The following is a 15,807-nucleotide window of genomic DNA, read 5'->3' as shown; positions in this document are numbered from 1 at the left end:
GGCTCGAATTTGACGGCGTCTGACGCCGGAAGTGTGAGCCGGCGCGCGTGCGCCAGACCTGGAGGCCGGAGTTGGAAGATATTTCCCATTTGAAACATACGCCGCTGCATGCGCTGCATCTGTCGCTGGGTGCCCGCATGGTGCCCTTTGCCGGCTACAGCATGCCGGTCCAATACCCCGACGGCGTGATGAAGGAGCACCTGCATACGCGCACCGCGGCAGGCCTCTTCGACGTCTCGCACATGGGCCAGGTCATCGTCCGGCCGAAGTCCGGCAAGATCGAGGACGCAGCCCTGGCGCTGGAAAAGCTGGTGCCGGTCGATGTGCTCGGCCTTGCCGAGGGCCGGCAGCGTTATGCGATCTTCACCAATACCGAAGGCGGCATTCTTGACGACCTGATGATCGCCAACCGCGGCGACCACTTCTTCCTGGTCGTCAACGCCGCCTGCAAGGATGCCGATTTCGAGCATTTGAAGAAGGGCCTCGCCGACACATGCGAAGTCACGATGCTGGACGATCGCGCGCTTATCGCGTTGCAGGGACCGCACGCCGAGGCAGTTCTTGGCGAATTGTGGGCTGACGTCTCGGCCATGCGCTTCATGGATGTCGCCGAAGCCGATCTGCACGATGTTACCTGCATCATTTCCCGCTCCGGCTACACCGGCGAAGACGGTTTCGAGATTTCCATTCCCTCGGTATCGGCCACCGACGTCACCCAGCGGCTGCTCGAACATCCTGATGTCAAGCCGATCGGCCTCGGCGCGCGCGATTCGCTGCGTCTCGAAGCGGGCCTTTGTCTCTACGGCAATGATATCGATACCACGACCACGCCGGTCGAAGGCGCCATCGAATGGGCGATGCAGAAGAGCCGGCGTGCCGGTGGTGCCCGCGAGGGCGGCTTTCCCGGCGCCGATCGCATTCTTGGCCAGTTCGCAGAAGGCGCATCTCGCCGCCGCGTCGGCCTGAAGCCCGAGGGCCGCGCGCCGGTGCGCGGCGGCGCCAATCTTTTTGCCGACACCGAGGGCAAGACGCTCGTCGGCAAGGTTACATCAGGCGGCTTCGGCCCCACCGTCGATGGCCCGGTTGCCATGGGCTATGTCGACGCCACCCATACCGACAACGGCACGACGGTTTATGCGGAGGTGCGCGGCAAATATCTGCCGGTCGTCGTCGCCGCCCTGCCCTTTGTCAAACAAACCTACAAACGCTGATCAGGAGAGAGCGCAAATGTTGAAGTTCACCGACGAACACGAGTGGCTGAAGGTCGAAGCTGGCGTAGCAACGGTCGGTATCACCGAACACGCGGCCGGCCAGCTCGGCGACCTCGTGTTTGTGGAACTGCCGGAAACCGGCTCCACCTTTGCCAAGGGCGACACGGCGGCAACCGTTGAATCCGTCAAGGCAGCATCCGACGTCTATTGTCCACTTGATGGCGAAATCGTCGAAGTCAACCAGGCGATCGTCGACGACCCGTCGCTGGTCAACAGCGACCCGCAGGGCGCTGCCTGGTTCTTCAAGCTGAAACTCGCCGATCCGAACGCAGCCGACGCCCTTCTCGACGAAGCGGCCTACAAGGAGCTCGTCGCCTGATGAGCATGCCCAAGGACTTCACCTTTACCGACTACAAGCCGTATGACTTCGCCAACCGGCGTCATATCGGCCCGTCGCCGGCAGAAATGGATGAGATGCTGAAGGTCGTCGGTTATCCGTCGCTCGACGCGCTCATCGATGACACCGTGCCGCCGTCGATCCGTCAAAAGACGCCGCTCGCCTGGGGCGCGCCGATGACCGAGCGCGAAGCGCTCGACAAGATGCGCGAAACGGCAAACCGCAACCAGAAGCTCGTGTCGCTGATCGGCCAGGGCTATTACGGCACGATCACGCCGCCGGTCATCCAGCGGAACATCCTGGAAAACCCGGCCTGGTACACGGCTTACACGCCGTATCAGCCGGAAATCAGCCAGGGTCGCCTGGAAGCGCTGCTCAACTACCAGACCATGGTCTGCGACCTGACGGGCCTCGACGTTGCCAATGCCTCGCTGCTCGACGAAGCGACGGCCGCTGCCGAAGCGATGGCTATGGCCGAACGTGTCTCGAAGTCCAAGGCGAAAGCCTTCTTCGTCGATGAGAACTGCCACCCGCAGACGATTGCGCTGCTCAAAACCCGTGCCGAGCCGCTCGGCTGGCAGATCATCATCGGCAACCCGTTCACCGATCTCGATCCGGTCGATGTCTTCGGCGCCATCTTCCAGTACCCGGGCACCTACGGCCACGTCCATGACTTCACCGGCCTGATCGCCCGCCTGCACCAGACCGGCGCGATCGCAACGGTCGCGGCCGATCCGCTGGCGCTTGCGCTGCTGAAGTCGCCCGGCGAAATGGGGGCTGACATTGCCATCGGCTGCACCCAGCGCTTCGGCGTTCCGGTCGGTTATGGCGGCCCGCATGCCGCCTACATGGCCGTCAAGGACGCGCACAAGCGCTCGATGCCGGGCCGTCTCGTCGGCGTCTCCGTCGACGCGCGCGGCAACCGCGCCTATCGTCTGTCGCTGCAGACCCGCGAACAGCACATCCGCCGCGAAAAGGCGACGTCGAACATCTGCACCGCCCAGGTGCTGCTGGCCGTCATGGCTTCGATGTATGCCGTCTTCCATGGACCGAAGGGCATCAAGGCGATTGCCCAGAGCGTTCACCAGAAGACCGTTCGCCTCGCCATGGGTCTCGAAAAGCTCGGCTACACTGTCGAGCCGGACGTATTCTTCGATACGATCACTGTCGATGTCGGCAAGCTGCAGGGCATCATCCTCAAGACTGCCGTCGCCGAGGAAGTCAACCTGCGCAAGATCGGCGACACCAAGATCGGCATCAGCCTCGACGAGCGCTCGCGCCCCGTCACGCTCGAAGCCGTCTGGCGGGCCTTCGGTGGCGACTTCAAGGTGGAAGAGTTCGAGCCGGGCTACCGCCTGCCGCAGCCGCTGCTGCGCACCAGCGAATACCTGACCCATCCGATCTTCCACATGAACCGCGCCGAAAGCGAAATGACGCGTTATATCCGCCGTCTTTCGGACCGCGACCTCGCGCTCGACCGGGCGATGATCCCGCTCGGCTCCTGCACGATGAAACTCAACGCCACGGCGGAGATGCTGCCGATCACCTGGCCGGAATTTGCCGAAATCCATCCTTTCGTTCCGAAGGATCAGGCCGCCGGCTACCAGCACATGATCGAGGACCTGTCGGAGAAGCTCTGCGCCGTCACCGGCTATGACGCGATCTCCATGCAGCCGAACTCCGGCGCACAGGGCGAGTATGCCGGTCTGCTGACGATCCGGGCGTACCACCTGGCGCAGGGCAACGGCCATCGTGATGTCTGCCTGATCCCGACCTCGGCCCACGGCACCAACCCGGCGTCCGCCCATATGGCCGGCATGAAGGTCGTCGTCATCAAGGTCAGCGACAACGGCGACATCGACATGGACGATTTCCGTGCGAAAGCCGAGCAGTACGCGGAAAACCTCTCGTGCTGCATGATCACCTATCCCTCGACGCACGGTGTGTTCGAGGAGAACGTGCGTGAGGTCTGCGAGATCGTGCACAAGCACGGCGGCCAGGTCTACCTGGACGGCGCCAACATGAATGCCATGGTCGGCCTTGCCCGCCCCGGCGACATCGGCTCCGACGTCAGCCACCTGAACCTGCACAAGACCTTCTGCATTCCGCATGGCGGCGGCGGTCCCGGCATGGGTCCGATCGGCGTCAAGGCGCATCTGGCACCCTACCTGCCCGGCCACCCGGAAACGGACGGCCATGACGGCGCGGTTTCGGCAGCTCCCTTCGGCTCGGCCTCGATCCTGCCGATCTCCTGGAGCTACTGCCTGATGATGGGCGGCGAAGGCCTGACCCAGGCGACGAAGGTGGCGATCCTCAACGCCAACTACATCGCCGCAAGGCTGAAAGGCGCCTACGAGGTGCTCTACAAGTCGTCCAAGGGCCGTGTGGCGCATGAGTGCATCATCGACACCCGTCCGCTGGTCGAAAGCGCCGGCGTCACCGTTGACGACGTTGCCAAGCGCCTGATCGACTGCGGTTTCCACGCTCCGACCATGAGCTGGCCGGTCGCCGGAACGCTGATGATCGAGCCGACAGAATCGGAAACCAAGGCCGAGATTGACCGCTTCTGTGATGCAATGCTGGCAATCCGCGAGGAAGCCCGCGCCATCGAGGAAGGCCGGATGGACAAGGTGAACAATCCGCTGAAGAACGCTCCGCACACGGTCGAAGACCTGGTCGGCGATTGGGATCGTCCCTATTCGCGCGAACAGGCCTGCTACCCGCCGGGCGCCTTCCGGGTCGACAAGTACTGGTCGCCGGTCAACCGCGTCGACAACGTCTTCGGCGACCGCAACCTCGTCTGCACCTGCCCGCCGCTGGAAAGCTACGCGGAAGCAGCAGAATAAACTGATGATAGGCGGGGCGCGCCGCAACGGCGCGCCCCGTATCCTACGTCTATTGGTGAAGCACGACACCGCGCGGCGGCAAGGTGTTGTCTATCCAGAAGCGGACGAAGGCCTCGGCGAATTGCCGGTAACCCGAGAGCGACGACGGTTTTGCCGCATAGGCGTTCGCGCCGGCCTTGTAGGACCGGAAGACGTCGCTCGGACTGGTGGATGACGTCAGCACGATGACCGGCACCACCGACGTGCCCTCATTGGTGCGAATGCGCTCCAGCAATTCCATCCCGTCGACGCCGGGCATCTTGATATCGAGCAGCACATAATCGAAGTGGTCGTGCTCAAGGCGCGCCACGGCCTCGTCTGCGTGGATGACATGGACGATATCGAGCGTGTCGTCGATCTGCGAAAGGGCGCGCGTGACGAAACGCGCGTCGTGCACGTTGTCGTCCACCACAAGCAATCGCTTCGGTGACTTGGCCAACCTGGTCGCCTTATCTGGTTTTCCGCATCCGTTTCGGAAGAGTCACCACAAATCGTGCGCCTTCGGTGAAGTCCGTGTCAAGATGGATCGATCCGTTGTGGCTTTCGGCGATCCGCTTGGCGAGCGCAAGGCCGATGCCAGTGCCGCCATAGGTGCTTTCGTCATGGTGCAGGCGCTGGAACAGTTCGAAAATACGGGTTGCGAACCGCGGGTCGATGCCGATGCCATTGTCCTCGACGACAAGCTCGACTTGCTGACCGACGGCGCGGCCGTTGACGCGCACGACCGGCCCGCGATCCGGGTGGCGGTACTTTATGGCATTGCCGATCAGGTTCTGAACGAGCCGGCGCAAAAGCTCCGGATCACCCTGTACCTTTGGCAGCGCACCGATCTCGAAGGCCACATTCGCCTCGCGGGCGTGGCCGCCCAGAACGCTGAGCGTATCGGCGACGATGTCGCTGATGTTAACATCGGACCAGGTGCTGATCTGATAGGCGATTTGCGAATAATCGAGCAGGCTGTCGATCACTCGGTTCATCCGCTTGGCGCTGTCGCGCAGATGGCGGGCGCTGGCTGAGACTTCATCCTGGTTGCCGGCGGCCAGCTCGTCCTCGATCATCTCGGAGAACATCGAGATGTGCCGCAACGGTGCCTTCAGGTCATGGGAGACGGTCGCCGTGAACTGATCGAGTGCTTCGTTCTTGTGCTCAAGCTCCTGTCGCTGGCGCTCGAGCGCCAGTTCCGCGCGCTTCAGTTCCGTCACGTCGACGCGCAGGACGACCGTGTTTCCGTCCTTGGTCTTGATATTTTCCACCCTCAGCCACCGGTCGCCGGCGTAACGGTAGATCTTCGCCCTGTTGTCCGGCTGGCGAAAATCCTGCAGTCGGTGGGCCACCCAGGCCTGCCAGTCCGGGCTGTCGGGCAGGGCCTCGGGATAGTGGCCCTCCTTCTGCGCAAGCAGAAGGATCTCTTCGGCGGTGATGCCAGGGCGAAGCAAGGGGCCGGCCGGACCGCAGATCGTGACATAGGCGCGATTGTAGACCAGCAGCCTCTCCTCGGCATCGAAGATCGCGAAACCTTCGGGCATGACGTCGAGTGCTGCGTCGAGCATGTCGGACGCCTGCTGTCTCTCAAGCACCGCCTTGGCGAGATCAGAGACATCGCGGATGATGCCGATCAGGGCCAGCTCCTGCCCGGCGGCATCGATGAGCGGTGTCGTGCGCAAATGGCCTGAGAACATCGAGCCGTCGCGCCTGACGTAGGTGTAGGTCGAAGTGCGCGCGATCCTCTCGTCGACCCTTGCGGCGCGATTGCGCAGCCGCCTGTTGTATTCGTCGTCGTCAGAATAGATAAGTCGCGCCGGCCGGCCGATGAAGGCAGCAGCTGCATAGCCGAATTGGGCAAGTGCGGCCGGGTTGGCCGAGCGAATGATGCGCTCCGCGTCGAGGATGATCACCGGATCGGGAAAGGTCTCATAGAGCGCCTTGAAGACAAGCTCCTCGTCGAACGCCGTCACGCCCATCTCCCCCAGTCACGCACCCTTATATCAGCAGAAAAAAGGCCCGGCGAAAACCCGGGCCCGATGTCTGTTCGAGAAGGTTGGGACGCTCAGTGCGCGCGCACGACGGCATCGCCCTGGGCGGCGAGAGCGGCCAGATCGGCCGGCTTCAGCTCCACTGATTCACCACAGCCGCAGGCGGACGTCTGGTTTGGATTGTTGAAGGTGAAGCCGGAGCGCAAGGCCGTCACCTCGAAATCCATCTGCGTGCCGAGCAGGTAAAGCACGGCCTCGGGAGCGACCCAGACCTTTGCACCCTGGTGTTCGATCAAGTCGTCCTTCAAATTGGGTTCGGTTACCAGATCGACGGCATATTCCATGCCGGCGCAGCCGCCCTTCTTGATGCCGACGCGGATTCCCAGAGCGTCGCCACCTGCATTTTCAACGATCGCCAGAACGCGGCCGGCAGCAGCATCGGTCAAGCTCATCACGGCAAAGCCCATCGGCTCTTTCTCCTTGTCGTCACCGGGGTAAAGGCCCGGCGCTTTCCAGAATCAAATGTAGTGTCCGCAGCTTAACGGATCAATACGGGACCCTCAGTACCAGCCGACGGCGACCTGGGCCTCCTCCGACATGCGGTCAGGCGTCCACGGCGGATCGAAGGTCATCGAAACCTCGACACCTGACACGCCTTCGACGGCGCCCACGGCATTTTCGACCCAGCCGGGCATCTCGCCGGCAACAGGGCAGCCGGGCGCCGTCAGTGTCATGTCGATCTTGACCATGCGGTCGTCCTCGATATCGATCTTGTAGATCAGGCCGAGTTCGAAAATATCCGCCGGGATTTCCGGGTCGTAAACCGTCTTCAGTGCGCCAATGATATCGTCGCTCAGACGTGCCAGTTCTTCGGCCGGGATTGCCGAATGCACGATGCCCTCGCGGACGTCGATCTTGTCTTCCGTTGCATCCAGGCTCATGTCGGCCTCCTAGACTTTCTATTTCAGTTCAGATGCTTGAGTAGAAGTTCTGAACCATTTTTCAAACTCGATCAGGCGAAGAACTTGCGCGCGTAGTCGAGCGCATCCGCCAGAGCGTCCACTTCGGCCCGCGTATTGTAGAGGCCGAAGGATGCCCGGCATGTGGAGGTCACGCCGAAGCGTTTCAAGAGCGGCTGCGCACAATGCGTACCCGCCCGCACCGCAACGCCGGCGCGATCGATCACCATCGAGATATCATGGGAGTGAACACCGGCAATCTCGAAGGAGAAGATGCTGCCCTTGCCAGGCGCATCGCCAAACACCTTGAGCGAGTTGATCGCTGATAGACGCTCGCGCGCATAGGCGGTCAGATCTGCCTCGTGTTTCGTGATCGCCGCCCGGCCGATCTTTTCCATGTAGTCGAGAGCATAACCGAGCCCGATCGCCTGGACGATCGGCGGTGTGCCGGCTTCGAAACGATGCGGCGGATCGTTATAGGTGACGCGGTCTTCGGTCACTTCCTCGATCATTTCACCGCCGCCCATGAAGGGTCGCATTTCCTTCAGGCGGTCCATCTTGCCGTAAAGCACGCCGATGCCGGAGGGGCCGTAGAGCTTGTGACCGGTCATCACGTACCAGTCGCAATCGATGTCCTGCACGTCGACCGGCGTATGAACGGCGCCCTGACTGCCGTCGACCAGCACCGGAATGCCGCGCTCGCGGGCGATGCGGCAGATCTCCTTGACCGGAACCACGGTGCCCAGAGCGTTCGACATATGGGTAATGGCGATGAGCTTTGTGCGCTCCGTCAGGCACTTGACGAAATCTTCGATATGGAATGCGCCGTCATCGTCGATCGGCGCCCAGACCAGCTTGGCGCCCTGGCGTTCGCGGATGAAATGCCACGGCACGATGTTGGAGTGGTGCTCCATGATCGACAGCACGATCTCGTCGCCCTCGCCCAGCTTCGGCATGCCGTAGCCATAGGCGACCGTGTTGATCGCCTCGGTCGAAGACTTGGTGAAGATGATGTTGTCGGCGGATGGTGCGTTCAGGAAGCGGCGCACTTTCTCGCGCGACGCCTCGTAGGCTTCGGTGGCCGCATTCGAGAGGAAATGCAGTCCGCGATGCACATTGGCGTATTCGTTGGCGTAGGCATGGGACACCGCGTCGATGACGACCTGCGGCTTCTGCGCCGATGCGCCGTTGTCGAGATAGACAAGCGGCTTGCCATAGACGGTCCGCGACAGGATCGGGAAATCCTTGCGGATCGCTTCGACGTCATAGGCTGGCACCGGCACAGTGTGTTCCATGTCTTTCAATCCAATCAGACGCGCCTGTCAGGCATGCTTCACGAGCCAGGTCGAGATTACGCCTTCCAGCGCCTCGACCAGCGGCTCGTCTTCGAGTTCCTCGACGATTTCGGCGACGAAGGCGTTGACGAGCATCGCCCGCGCCTTGTTTTCCGGGATGCCGCGCGCAAGCAGATAGAAGAGCTGCGTGTGGTCGATGTCGGTAACCGTCGCGCCGTGACCGCACTGCACGTCGTCGGCGAAGATCTCCAGCTCGGGCTTGGACGAAAGGTCGGCATCGTCCGAAAGAAGCAGCGTGTTGCACGCCATCCGCGCGTCGGTCTTCTGCGCGTCCTTGGCCACCAGGATCTTGCCCTGGAAGACGCCTTTGGCGCGATCGAAGACCACGTTGCGGATGATTTCCGTCGATGTGGTGTGCGGCACGTTGTGGCCAAGCGTGAAGGTCACGTCCGTGTGGCTTTCGCCGCCGAGCAGGTTGATGCCGCGCAGTTTGAAGTCGGCGCCTTCGCCGCTCGTCTTGCCGTGGATCTCCTGTCGCACCAGCTTGCCGCCGGCATTGATGACGAAAAGATACAGCTTGGCGTCCTTGGCGAGATCGAAGCGGATCTGGCCGAAATGCGTGTCGGCGACCCCCTGCTGCTGCAGGATGATCCAGATGATATCTGCGCCTTCGCCCACCGTCACGTCGTTGACTGTCGAGACCAGGCTCTCGCCGTCATCGGTCGACAGGTGGCGCTCGATCACGGTTGCCTTGGCGCCAGCACCGAAGGAAACCGGGAAGCGCGTATGCGCCTGGCCCATGCTCTGTACCAGCTGGATTTCGAGCGGATCTTCCAGCTCGGTGCCGTCTGCAATCGCAAGTTCCAGACCGCCGCGCACAAGGCCGCCATTGATGCGCCCGATCGCGTCGTCGGAGCCGAGCACGGCAAGGCCAGCGGCGGCAGAACCGTCGAGCAGGCTATCGGTATAGGAACGGATCGTTACGCCCTCAGGCGCATTACCTTTGAGATCCGCATGGCCGTTGCGCACCGAAAGCACGGTCGAGCCGGCGACAAGTGCCTCGACGCGATCGGCGAACGCCGTCGGATCGGCGGCAGGCACCGTCCGCAGCAGTGTGCGAAGGTCCGTATAGTGCCAGGATTCGACGCGGCGCGTCGGCAGGCCGGCCGTCCGCAGTTCGTGCACCAAGGTGTCACGAACCGACAGCACCGAGCCGTCGCCCGGCAGGTCGCCGATCTGCGTGGTATAGGCATCGACGAGCGCCGTTTCGGCTGCCGTCATCTTGATTGCCTGTTGCATATTCATTCGAACACTCCTTCAACAGGCCCTAGGCCGCGGCCTCGATGAGGTCCGCGTAGCCGTTGGCTTCGAGTTCGTGTGCAAGCGTCTTGTCGCCCGACTTGATGACCTGTCCCTTGTAGAGCACGTGCACGGTGTCCGGAATGATGTAGTCGAGCAGGCGCTGGTAGTGGGTGATGACGATCACGGCGCGGTCGGGCGAACGCAGCGCGTTGACGCCGTCGGCAACGATCTTCAACGCATCGATGTCAAGACCGGAGTCTGTTTCGTCGAGCACGCACAGCTTCGGCTCGAGCAGAGCCATCTGCAGGATCTCGGCGCGCTTCTTTTCACCGCCGGAGAAGCCGACGTTCAGCGGACGGCGCAGCATCTCCGGCGCGATCTTCAGCTCGGCGGCGGCTTCCTTGACCCGACGCATGAAGTCCGGCGTCGTCATCTCGTCTTCGCCGCGATACTTGCGCTGCTCGTTCATTGCCACCTTCAGGAACTGCATGGTGGCAACGCCCGGGATTTCGACCGGGTACTGGAAGGCGAGGAAGATGCCCTTGGCCGCACGCTCGGAAGCCTCGAGCTCAAGGATGTTCTCGCCGTTGTAAAGGATCTCGCCTTCGGTGACTTCGTAGTCTTCGCGGCCAGACAGGATGTAGGACAGCGTCGACTTGCCGGAGCCGTTCGGACCCATGATGGCGGCGACTTCGCCGGCCTTTACGGTCAGGTTCAGGCCACGGATGATTTCAGTGCCGTCTTCGGCGATGCGTGCGTGCAGGTTCTTGATTTCAAGCATTTCTATCGTCCTCTTGGGAAACGAACGTCTGTTCGCGCGCAAAGCTGATGCGCGCCATTCAATATTCAGTTCAGGGCCTCAGCCGACCGAGCCTTCCAGCGAGATGCCGATCAGCTTCTGCGCTTCAACCGCGAATTCCATCGGCAGTTCCTGGATGACTTCCTTGACGAAGCCGTTGACGATCAGCGCGATCGCCGCCTCTTGCGGAATGCCGCGCTGCAGGCAGTAGAACAGCTGGTCCTCGGAGATCTTCGAGGTCGTCGCTTCGTGCTCGAACTGTGCCGTCGAGTTCTTTGCCTCGATATAGGGCACGGTGTGCGCGCCGCATTTGTCGCCGATCAGCAGCGAGTCGCACTGGGTGAAGTTGCGGGCGTTTTCGGCCTTGCGGTGGGCCGAAACCTGGCCGCGATAGGTGTTTTCCGAAACGCCGGCAGCAATGCCCTTGGAGATGATGCGGCTCGACGTGTTCTTGCCGAGGTGGATCATCTTGGTGCCGCTGTCGATCTGCTGGTGGCCGTTCGATACGGCGATCGAGTAGAACTCGCCGCGCGAGCCGTCACCGCGCAGGATGCAGGACGGGTACTTCCAGGTGATCGCCGAACCGGTTTCCACCTGGGTCCAGGAGATCTTGGAGTTCTTGCCGCGGCAATCGCCACGCTTGGTGACGAAGTTGTAGATGCCGCCCTTGCCCTGCTTGTCGCCGGGGTACCAGTTCTGGACCGTCGAATACTTGATCTCGGCTTCATCGAGAGCAACGAGTTCGACCACAGCCGCGTGCAGCTGGTTTTCGTCGCGCTGCGGCGCCGTGCAGCCTTCGAGGTAGGAAACGTAGGCGCTTTCTTCAGCGATGATCAGCGTGCGCTCGAACTGGCCGGTGTTCTTCTCGTTGATACGGAAGTAGGTCGACAGTTCCATCGGGCAGCGAACGCCCTTCGGCACGTAGACGAACGAGCCATCGGTGAAGACGGCGGAGTTGAGCGTCGCGTAGTAGTTGTCGGTCGGCGGAACGACGGAGCCGAGATACTTCTTGACGAGATCGGGATGTTCGCGGATCGCCTCGGAGATCGACATGAAGATCACGCCGGCCTTCTTCAGTTCTTCCTTGAAGGTCGTGACCACCGAAACGCTGTCAAACACGGCATCGACAGCAATCCTCGACTTCTGCACGCCGGCAAGGATTTCCTGTTCCTTCAGCGGGATACCGAGCTTCTCGTAAACCTTGAGAATTTCGGGATCGACTTCGTCAAGCGACTTCGGCCCCGTCGTGCCCTTCGGTGCGGCGTAGTAATAGATGTCGTTGAAGTCGATCTTCGGATAGCTGACGCGCGCCCAGCTGGGCTCTGTCATCGTCAGCCAACGGCGATAAGCCTCAAGACGCCATTCCAGCATCCATTCCGGTTCGCTCTTCTTGGCGGAGATGAAACGAATGATGTCTTCGGAAAGACCCTTCGGCGCCTTCTCGACTTCGATGGTCGTCTCAAATCCGTATTTGTACTGGTCCACGTCGATCTGACGGACCTGATCAATGGTCTCCTGCACGGCAGGCATGTCGTTCTCCAATCTTTCCGGATCCAAGGTCCGGTAGCTTGTCAACACGATGCGAACTTGGCGCACCGCTTATGTAATGGCTAAAAGGCGCTTTTCACCCCGTTTGCCAAGCGGAAAATTGCTTTTCCGCAATTTCGTTCAACCGCACGTGCTCATGCGGCTTGCCCCGTTGCGCGGCGCCTTGCCGCCACCTTGGCGAACACTGCCGCGCAACGCTCGATCTCCGCTTCCGTCGTGCCGGGCCCGATCGAGATGCGCAGTGCGCCCTGGCGCGGGTCATAGCCCATGGCCGTCAGCACGTGGCTCTGGCCGACCTTGCCGGACGAGCAGGCCGAGCCTGCCGAAAGTGCCACGCCTTCAAGATCGAAAGCGATCTGCCCCGTTTCCGCCTTCATACCAGGAAGCGTGAAGAAGGTGGTGTTGCCAACGCGCGAAACGTCGCGGCCGTGGATGACCACATCCGGCGCCGAGACTTGAATCTCCTGTTCCAGCCGGTCGCGAAGTGCCGCCACCGATGTCATTCGCTCCGTGAGATTATCGGCGGCTTTGCGCGCCGCCGCGGCAAAGCCTGCAAGTGCGACCGCATTCTCCGTGCCGGACCGATGGCCTTTCTCCTGGCCGCCGCCCTTGATCAATGGTGTCGGCATCATGATCTCTCCACGGGCGACAAGCGCGCCGGCCCCCTTGGGACCGCCGATCTTGTGCGAGGAGATGATGAGAAAATCCGCGCCCAATGCTTCGATTGAAAGCGGCAGTCGTCCGGCGGCCTGCACCGCGTCGACGACGAGAATGCCGCCATGGCCTCGAACAATCTCCGCAATCTCGGCAACAGGCTGAACGATGCCGGTTTCGTTGTTGACCAGCATCACCGCCACCATCGGCAACCCGCTTTCGCGGTCATGTGCATCCAGGAGTTCGCGCAGTGCCTCCAGATCGGCGACGCCGGCGGCCGTCACCGGGATTTCCGAAACGTTCTCGCGCCCAAACCGCCCGCCTTCGCGCACGGCCGGATGTTCGATAGCGGATGCATAGAGCCGGCCGATCTTCAGCGGCGTCCGGCCCATGCGGAAATCGGGCGTCAACACCATGTTGGCTGCTTCGGTCGCACCGCTGGTAAAGATCACGCTTGCCGCCTTGGCGCCGCAAAGGGCAGCCACGTCGCGGCGGGCATTTTCGATCAGCGTGCGGATCGTCCGGCCCTCGCCATGGACCGAGGAAGGGTTGCCGACCAGGTCGAGCGCAGACAGGCACGCGTCGCGCGCTTCGGCAAGAAGCGGCGCCGTGGCGTTCCAGTCCATATAGATGCGCGAGCTCGACATAATTTCCTTCGCTAGAACAATAGACTCATCGCCGACAACCACCGACGGTGCATTTTCCTTGAATTTTCCGCCTCGCTTGCCTTATGAGACGAAACACACGGCGGAATGCCCGCACAGAAGTTTTGAACGGTTCTAAACTAGGTTTTAGAAAAGCTGAGTGCTTTCGTCAAGACTCATCGCGATCCGAAACCAAGATTCGAACCAGGAACACCCCCGGAGAGCCAATGCCCGAAATTATCTTCAACGGACCTGCCGGCCGCCTCGAAGGCCGCTATCAGCCTTCGAAGCAGAAGAGCGCCCCGATTGCCATCATCCTGCACCCGCACCCGCAGTTCGGCGGCACGATGAACAACCAGATCGTCTACCAGCTTTTCTACATGTTCCAGAAGCGCGGCTTTACGACGCTGCGTTTCAACTTCCGGGGCATCGGCCGTAGCCAGGGTGAATTCGATCACGGGGCCGGCGAACTGTCGGATGCCGCATCGGCGCTCGACTGGGTGCAGAGCCTGCATCCTGATTCGAAGAGCTGCTGGGTTGCCGGCTATTCCTTCGGCGCCTGGATCGGCATGCAGCTCCTGATGCGCCGCCCGGAAATCGAAGGGTTCATGGCCGTCGCTCCGCAGCCCAACACCTATGACTTCTCGTTCCTGGCGCCCTGCCCGTCTTCCGGTCTGATCATCAACGGTGATTCGGACAAGGTGGCGCCAGAGAAGGACGTGAACGGACTTGTCGAAAAGCTGAAGGCACAGAAGGGTATTCTCATCACCCATAAGACCGTGCCGGGAGCCAACCACTTCTTCAATGGCCAGGTCGAAGGCCTGATGGCGGAATGCGAGGATTACCTCGACCGTCGCCTCAACGGCGAACTGACGCCGGAACCGGCTGCCAAGCGCATCCGCTGATGCCGATGCGGGCGGCTCTCAAGGCCGCCCGATCCATTGTGGGACCGTTGGGTTGACCACATTCTGCGGCACCGCGGCGCATTCTACCCGGTTGCGCCCGTTTTCCTTTGCTGCATAGAGCGCCTTGTCTGCCCGCTGCATCGCCTGTTCGAGCGGTTCAGCCTTTGCAACGGCCGCAACACCGAAGCTCGCGGTCACTCTCGCCTGCTCCGCAAGGCCGTCGATCCTCTGCGACATCATCGCAGCGCGCATTCCGTGCGCGACCACCCGCGCCTCTTCCAGGTCGGTGGACGGCAGGAACACTGCAAATTCTTCGCCGCCAAGACGACTGGCAACCGCGCGGTTGGGCATGACATCCTTCAGGACCCGCGCAAACCGACGGATCACCTCGTCGCCCGTGTGATGACCGTAGCTGTCGTTCACCAGTTTGAAACGGTCGAGGTCGGCCAGAATCAAGGTGCCCGGCAGGCGGCCTTCGCGCAGTTGGAGCATTGGGATGACACGCTCGGTGAAGCCGCGCCTGTTGTAGAGCCCGGAAAGCAGGTCGATTTCCGAGCGTGCACGCGCGTCGTCGACGATCTCCTTGACCATGACGCCGAGCATGGCAAGGCCGGTGCTGACGATCAGCATGGCGCCAAGCGCCTGGGAAATCAGCGCGAACGGGCTCGATACATAATCCTGAGCCGTTGCCCCGGAGCCGGCTGCCACAGCGGCATAGACTTTCAGGAGATAGTAGCAAGAGGTCAGTACCAGCAGCGAGAGCAGGATCCAGTCTGCCGCCGAGCGCCGTTCGGAGCGGATGACGACTGATGCCGAGCACGCCTGAATGACGAAGAACGGCAACTGATAAAGTGCCGCATGCTGCAGCGTTCCTCTCGGCAGGTCGTATATGCCCAGGTCGAGCGCCACTGAGGCCAGGAAGAACGCGACAAGAACCTGCCAGTTGGCCGGCACGCGATAGAACAGACCGAGGCCGAAGCGCAACAGACAGAAACCGGCGAGCACACTCGCGAATGCACTGATGGCGAAAAAACGAGGGAAGGATGTAAACGGCACGACGGCTTCGAACACCGCCGCGAATGACGCAACGGCAAACCCGCCCGCGCAATAGAGCGCGGCGCGTCTGGACCGGCTCTTCGCGGCTATCACAAGAAATGCTGCAGTGAATATCTGGGCGATGATGAAGTTCACAGCCAGCAGAGAAATCGCACCACCCATCGACGGAACCCGAATTG

14 protein-coding genes are annotated in these 15,807 nt (G+C 61.7%); 4 read left to right on the top strand and 10 right to left on the bottom strand.

The genetic code is table 11. The annotated features are described in order from the left end of the window. The first annotated feature begins 71 nt into the window (after positions 1–71). From gcvT to gcvP, 3 genes are read left to right on the top strand one after another with little or no spacing between them, the layout of a single operon-like run. The gene (gene gcvT / locus BC360_RS08605) at positions 72–1,211 is read left to right on the top strand and encodes a glycine cleavage system aminomethyltransferase GcvT (RefSeq protein WP_065794916.1); all 1,140 of its coding nucleotides are present in this window, start codon (positions 72–74) and stop codon (positions 1,209–1,211) included. 16 nt (positions 1,212–1,227) lie between these two features. Next, positions 1,228–1,590 (top strand): glycine cleavage system protein GcvH, encoded by a 363-nt coding sequence (gene gcvH, locus BC360_RS08600; RefSeq protein ID WP_025427112.1) that lies wholly within the window; start codon positions 1,228–1,230, stop codon positions 1,588–1,590. Further along, positions 1,590–4,454, top strand: a complete 2,865-nt coding sequence (gene gcvP / locus BC360_RS08595) for an aminomethyl-transferring glycine dehydrogenase (RefSeq protein WP_065794915.1) — start codon at positions 1,590–1,592, stop codon at positions 4,452–4,454. Before gcvH ends, gcvP begins: the two co-directional genes overlap by 1 nt. Positions 4,455–4,503: 49 nt before the next feature. Here gcvP and BC360_RS08590 read toward each other — a convergent pair whose 3' ends face one another. The 9 genes from BC360_RS08590 to BC360_RS08550 form a co-directional block, all read right to left on the bottom strand. Beyond that, positions 4,504–4,932: a response regulator gene (locus BC360_RS08590; RefSeq protein WP_065794914.1), complete on the bottom strand. Its 429-nt coding sequence runs from the start codon at positions 4,930–4,932 to the stop codon at positions 4,504–4,506. A 10-nt stretch (positions 4,933–4,942) separates the two neighbouring features. Further along, positions 4,943–6,448, bottom strand: a complete 1,506-nt coding sequence (locus tag BC360_RS08585) for a sensor histidine kinase (RefSeq protein WP_161491366.1) — start codon at positions 6,446–6,448, stop codon at positions 4,943–4,945. Between the two features lie 92 nt (positions 6,449–6,540). Continuing rightward, positions 6,541–6,933, bottom strand: a complete 393-nt coding sequence (gene sufA / locus BC360_RS08580) for a Fe-S cluster assembly scaffold SufA (RefSeq protein WP_065780248.1) — start codon at positions 6,931–6,933, stop codon at positions 6,541–6,543. A 93-nt stretch (positions 6,934–7,026) separates the two neighbouring features. After that, positions 7,027–7,407: an SUF system Fe-S cluster assembly protein gene (locus BC360_RS08575; protein WP_065794912.1), complete on the bottom strand. Its 381-nt coding sequence runs from the start codon at positions 7,405–7,407 to the stop codon at positions 7,027–7,029. A gap of 71 nt (positions 7,408–7,478) precedes the next feature. Beyond that, entirely contained in the window at positions 7,479–8,720 is a 1,242-nt protein-coding gene (locus BC360_RS08570; protein WP_065780244.1) for a cysteine desulfurase, read from the bottom strand. A gap of 27 nt (positions 8,721–8,747) precedes the next feature. Beyond that, positions 8,748–10,025, bottom strand: coding sequence for a Fe-S cluster assembly protein SufD (gene sufD, locus BC360_RS08565; RefSeq protein ID WP_065794911.1), 1,278 nt, complete (start codon positions 10,023–10,025; stop codon positions 8,748–8,750). A gap of 22 nt (positions 10,026–10,047) precedes the next feature. After that, entirely contained in the window at positions 10,048–10,803 is a 756-nt protein-coding gene (sufC, locus tag BC360_RS08560; protein ID WP_065780240.1) for a Fe-S cluster assembly ATPase SufC, read from the bottom strand. 78 nt (positions 10,804–10,881) lie between these two features. After that, a complete protein-coding gene (gene sufB / locus BC360_RS08555) occupies positions 10,882–12,351 on the bottom strand; it encodes a Fe-S cluster assembly protein SufB (RefSeq protein WP_065780238.1) in 1,470 nt (489 codons plus the stop codon). Between the two features lie 152 nt (positions 12,352–12,503). Continuing rightward, positions 12,504–13,670 (bottom strand): cysteine desulfurase family protein, encoded by a 1,167-nt coding sequence (locus BC360_RS08550; RefSeq protein ID WP_065794910.1) that lies wholly within the window; start codon positions 13,668–13,670, stop codon positions 12,504–12,506. 224 nt (positions 13,671–13,894) lie between these two features. Between BC360_RS08550 and BC360_RS08545 the strand changes: the two genes are divergently transcribed. Then, entirely contained in the window at positions 13,895–14,572 is a 678-nt protein-coding gene (locus BC360_RS08545; protein WP_025427123.1) for an alpha/beta hydrolase, read from the top strand. Between the two features lie 18 nt (positions 14,573–14,590). Here BC360_RS08545 and BC360_RS08540 read toward each other — a convergent pair whose 3' ends face one another. Beyond that, positions 14,591–15,790, bottom strand: coding sequence for a sensor domain-containing diguanylate cyclase (locus BC360_RS08540; protein ID WP_065794909.1), 1,200 nt, complete (start codon positions 15,788–15,790; stop codon positions 14,591–14,593). Between the last annotated feature and the right edge of the window lie 17 nt (positions 15,791–15,807).

The organism is Ensifer sp. LC163 (genome assembly GCF_001695855.1).
Classification (GTDB): Bacteria; Pseudomonadota; Alphaproteobacteria; order Rhizobiales; family Rhizobiaceae; genus Ensifer.
The sequence above is the reverse complement of the archived record's forward strand: the minus strand, read 5'-3'. Positions and strand labels throughout refer to the sequence as shown.

Excerpts from the sequence above, each read along its gene's own strand:
- gcvH (WP_025427112.1), top strand. The coding sequence starts at position 1,228 with ATGTTGAAGTTCACCGACGAACACGAGTGGCTGAAGGTCGAAGCTGGC.
- gcvP (WP_065794915.1), top strand. The coding sequence starts at position 1,590 with ATGAGCATGCCCAAGGACTTCACCTTTACCGACTACAAGCCGTATGAC.
- sufA (WP_065780248.1), bottom strand. The coding sequence starts at position 6,933 with ATGGGCTTTGCCGTGATGAGCTTGACCGATGCTGCTGCCGGCCGCGTT.
- BC360_RS08575 (WP_065794912.1), bottom strand. The coding sequence starts at position 7,407 with ATGAGCCTGGATGCAACGGAAGACAAGATCGACGTCCGCGAGGGCATC.
- BC360_RS08570 (WP_065780244.1), bottom strand. The coding sequence starts at position 8,720 with ATGGAACACACTGTGCCGGTGCCAGCCTATGACGTCGAAGCGATCCGC.
- sufD (WP_065794911.1), bottom strand. The coding sequence starts at position 10,025 with ATGAATATGCAACAGGCAATCAAGATGACGGCAGCCGAAACGGCGCTC.
- sufC (WP_065780240.1), bottom strand. The coding sequence starts at position 10,803 with ATGCTTGAAATCAAGAACCTGCACGCACGCATCGCCGAAGACGGCACT.
- sufB (WP_065780238.1), bottom strand. The coding sequence starts at position 12,351 with ATGCCTGCCGTGCAGGAGACCATTGATCAGGTCCGTCAGATCGACGTG.
- BC360_RS08550 (WP_065794910.1), bottom strand. The coding sequence starts at position 13,670 with ATGTCGAGCTCGCGCATCTATATGGACTGGAACGCCACGGCGCCGCTT.
- BC360_RS08545 (WP_025427123.1), top strand. The coding sequence starts at position 13,895 with ATGCCCGAAATTATCTTCAACGGACCTGCCGGCCGCCTCGAAGGCCGC.
- BC360_RS08540 (WP_065794909.1), bottom strand. The coding sequence starts at position 15,790 with ATGGGTGGTGCGATTTCTCTGCTGGCTGTGAACTTCATCATCGCCCAG.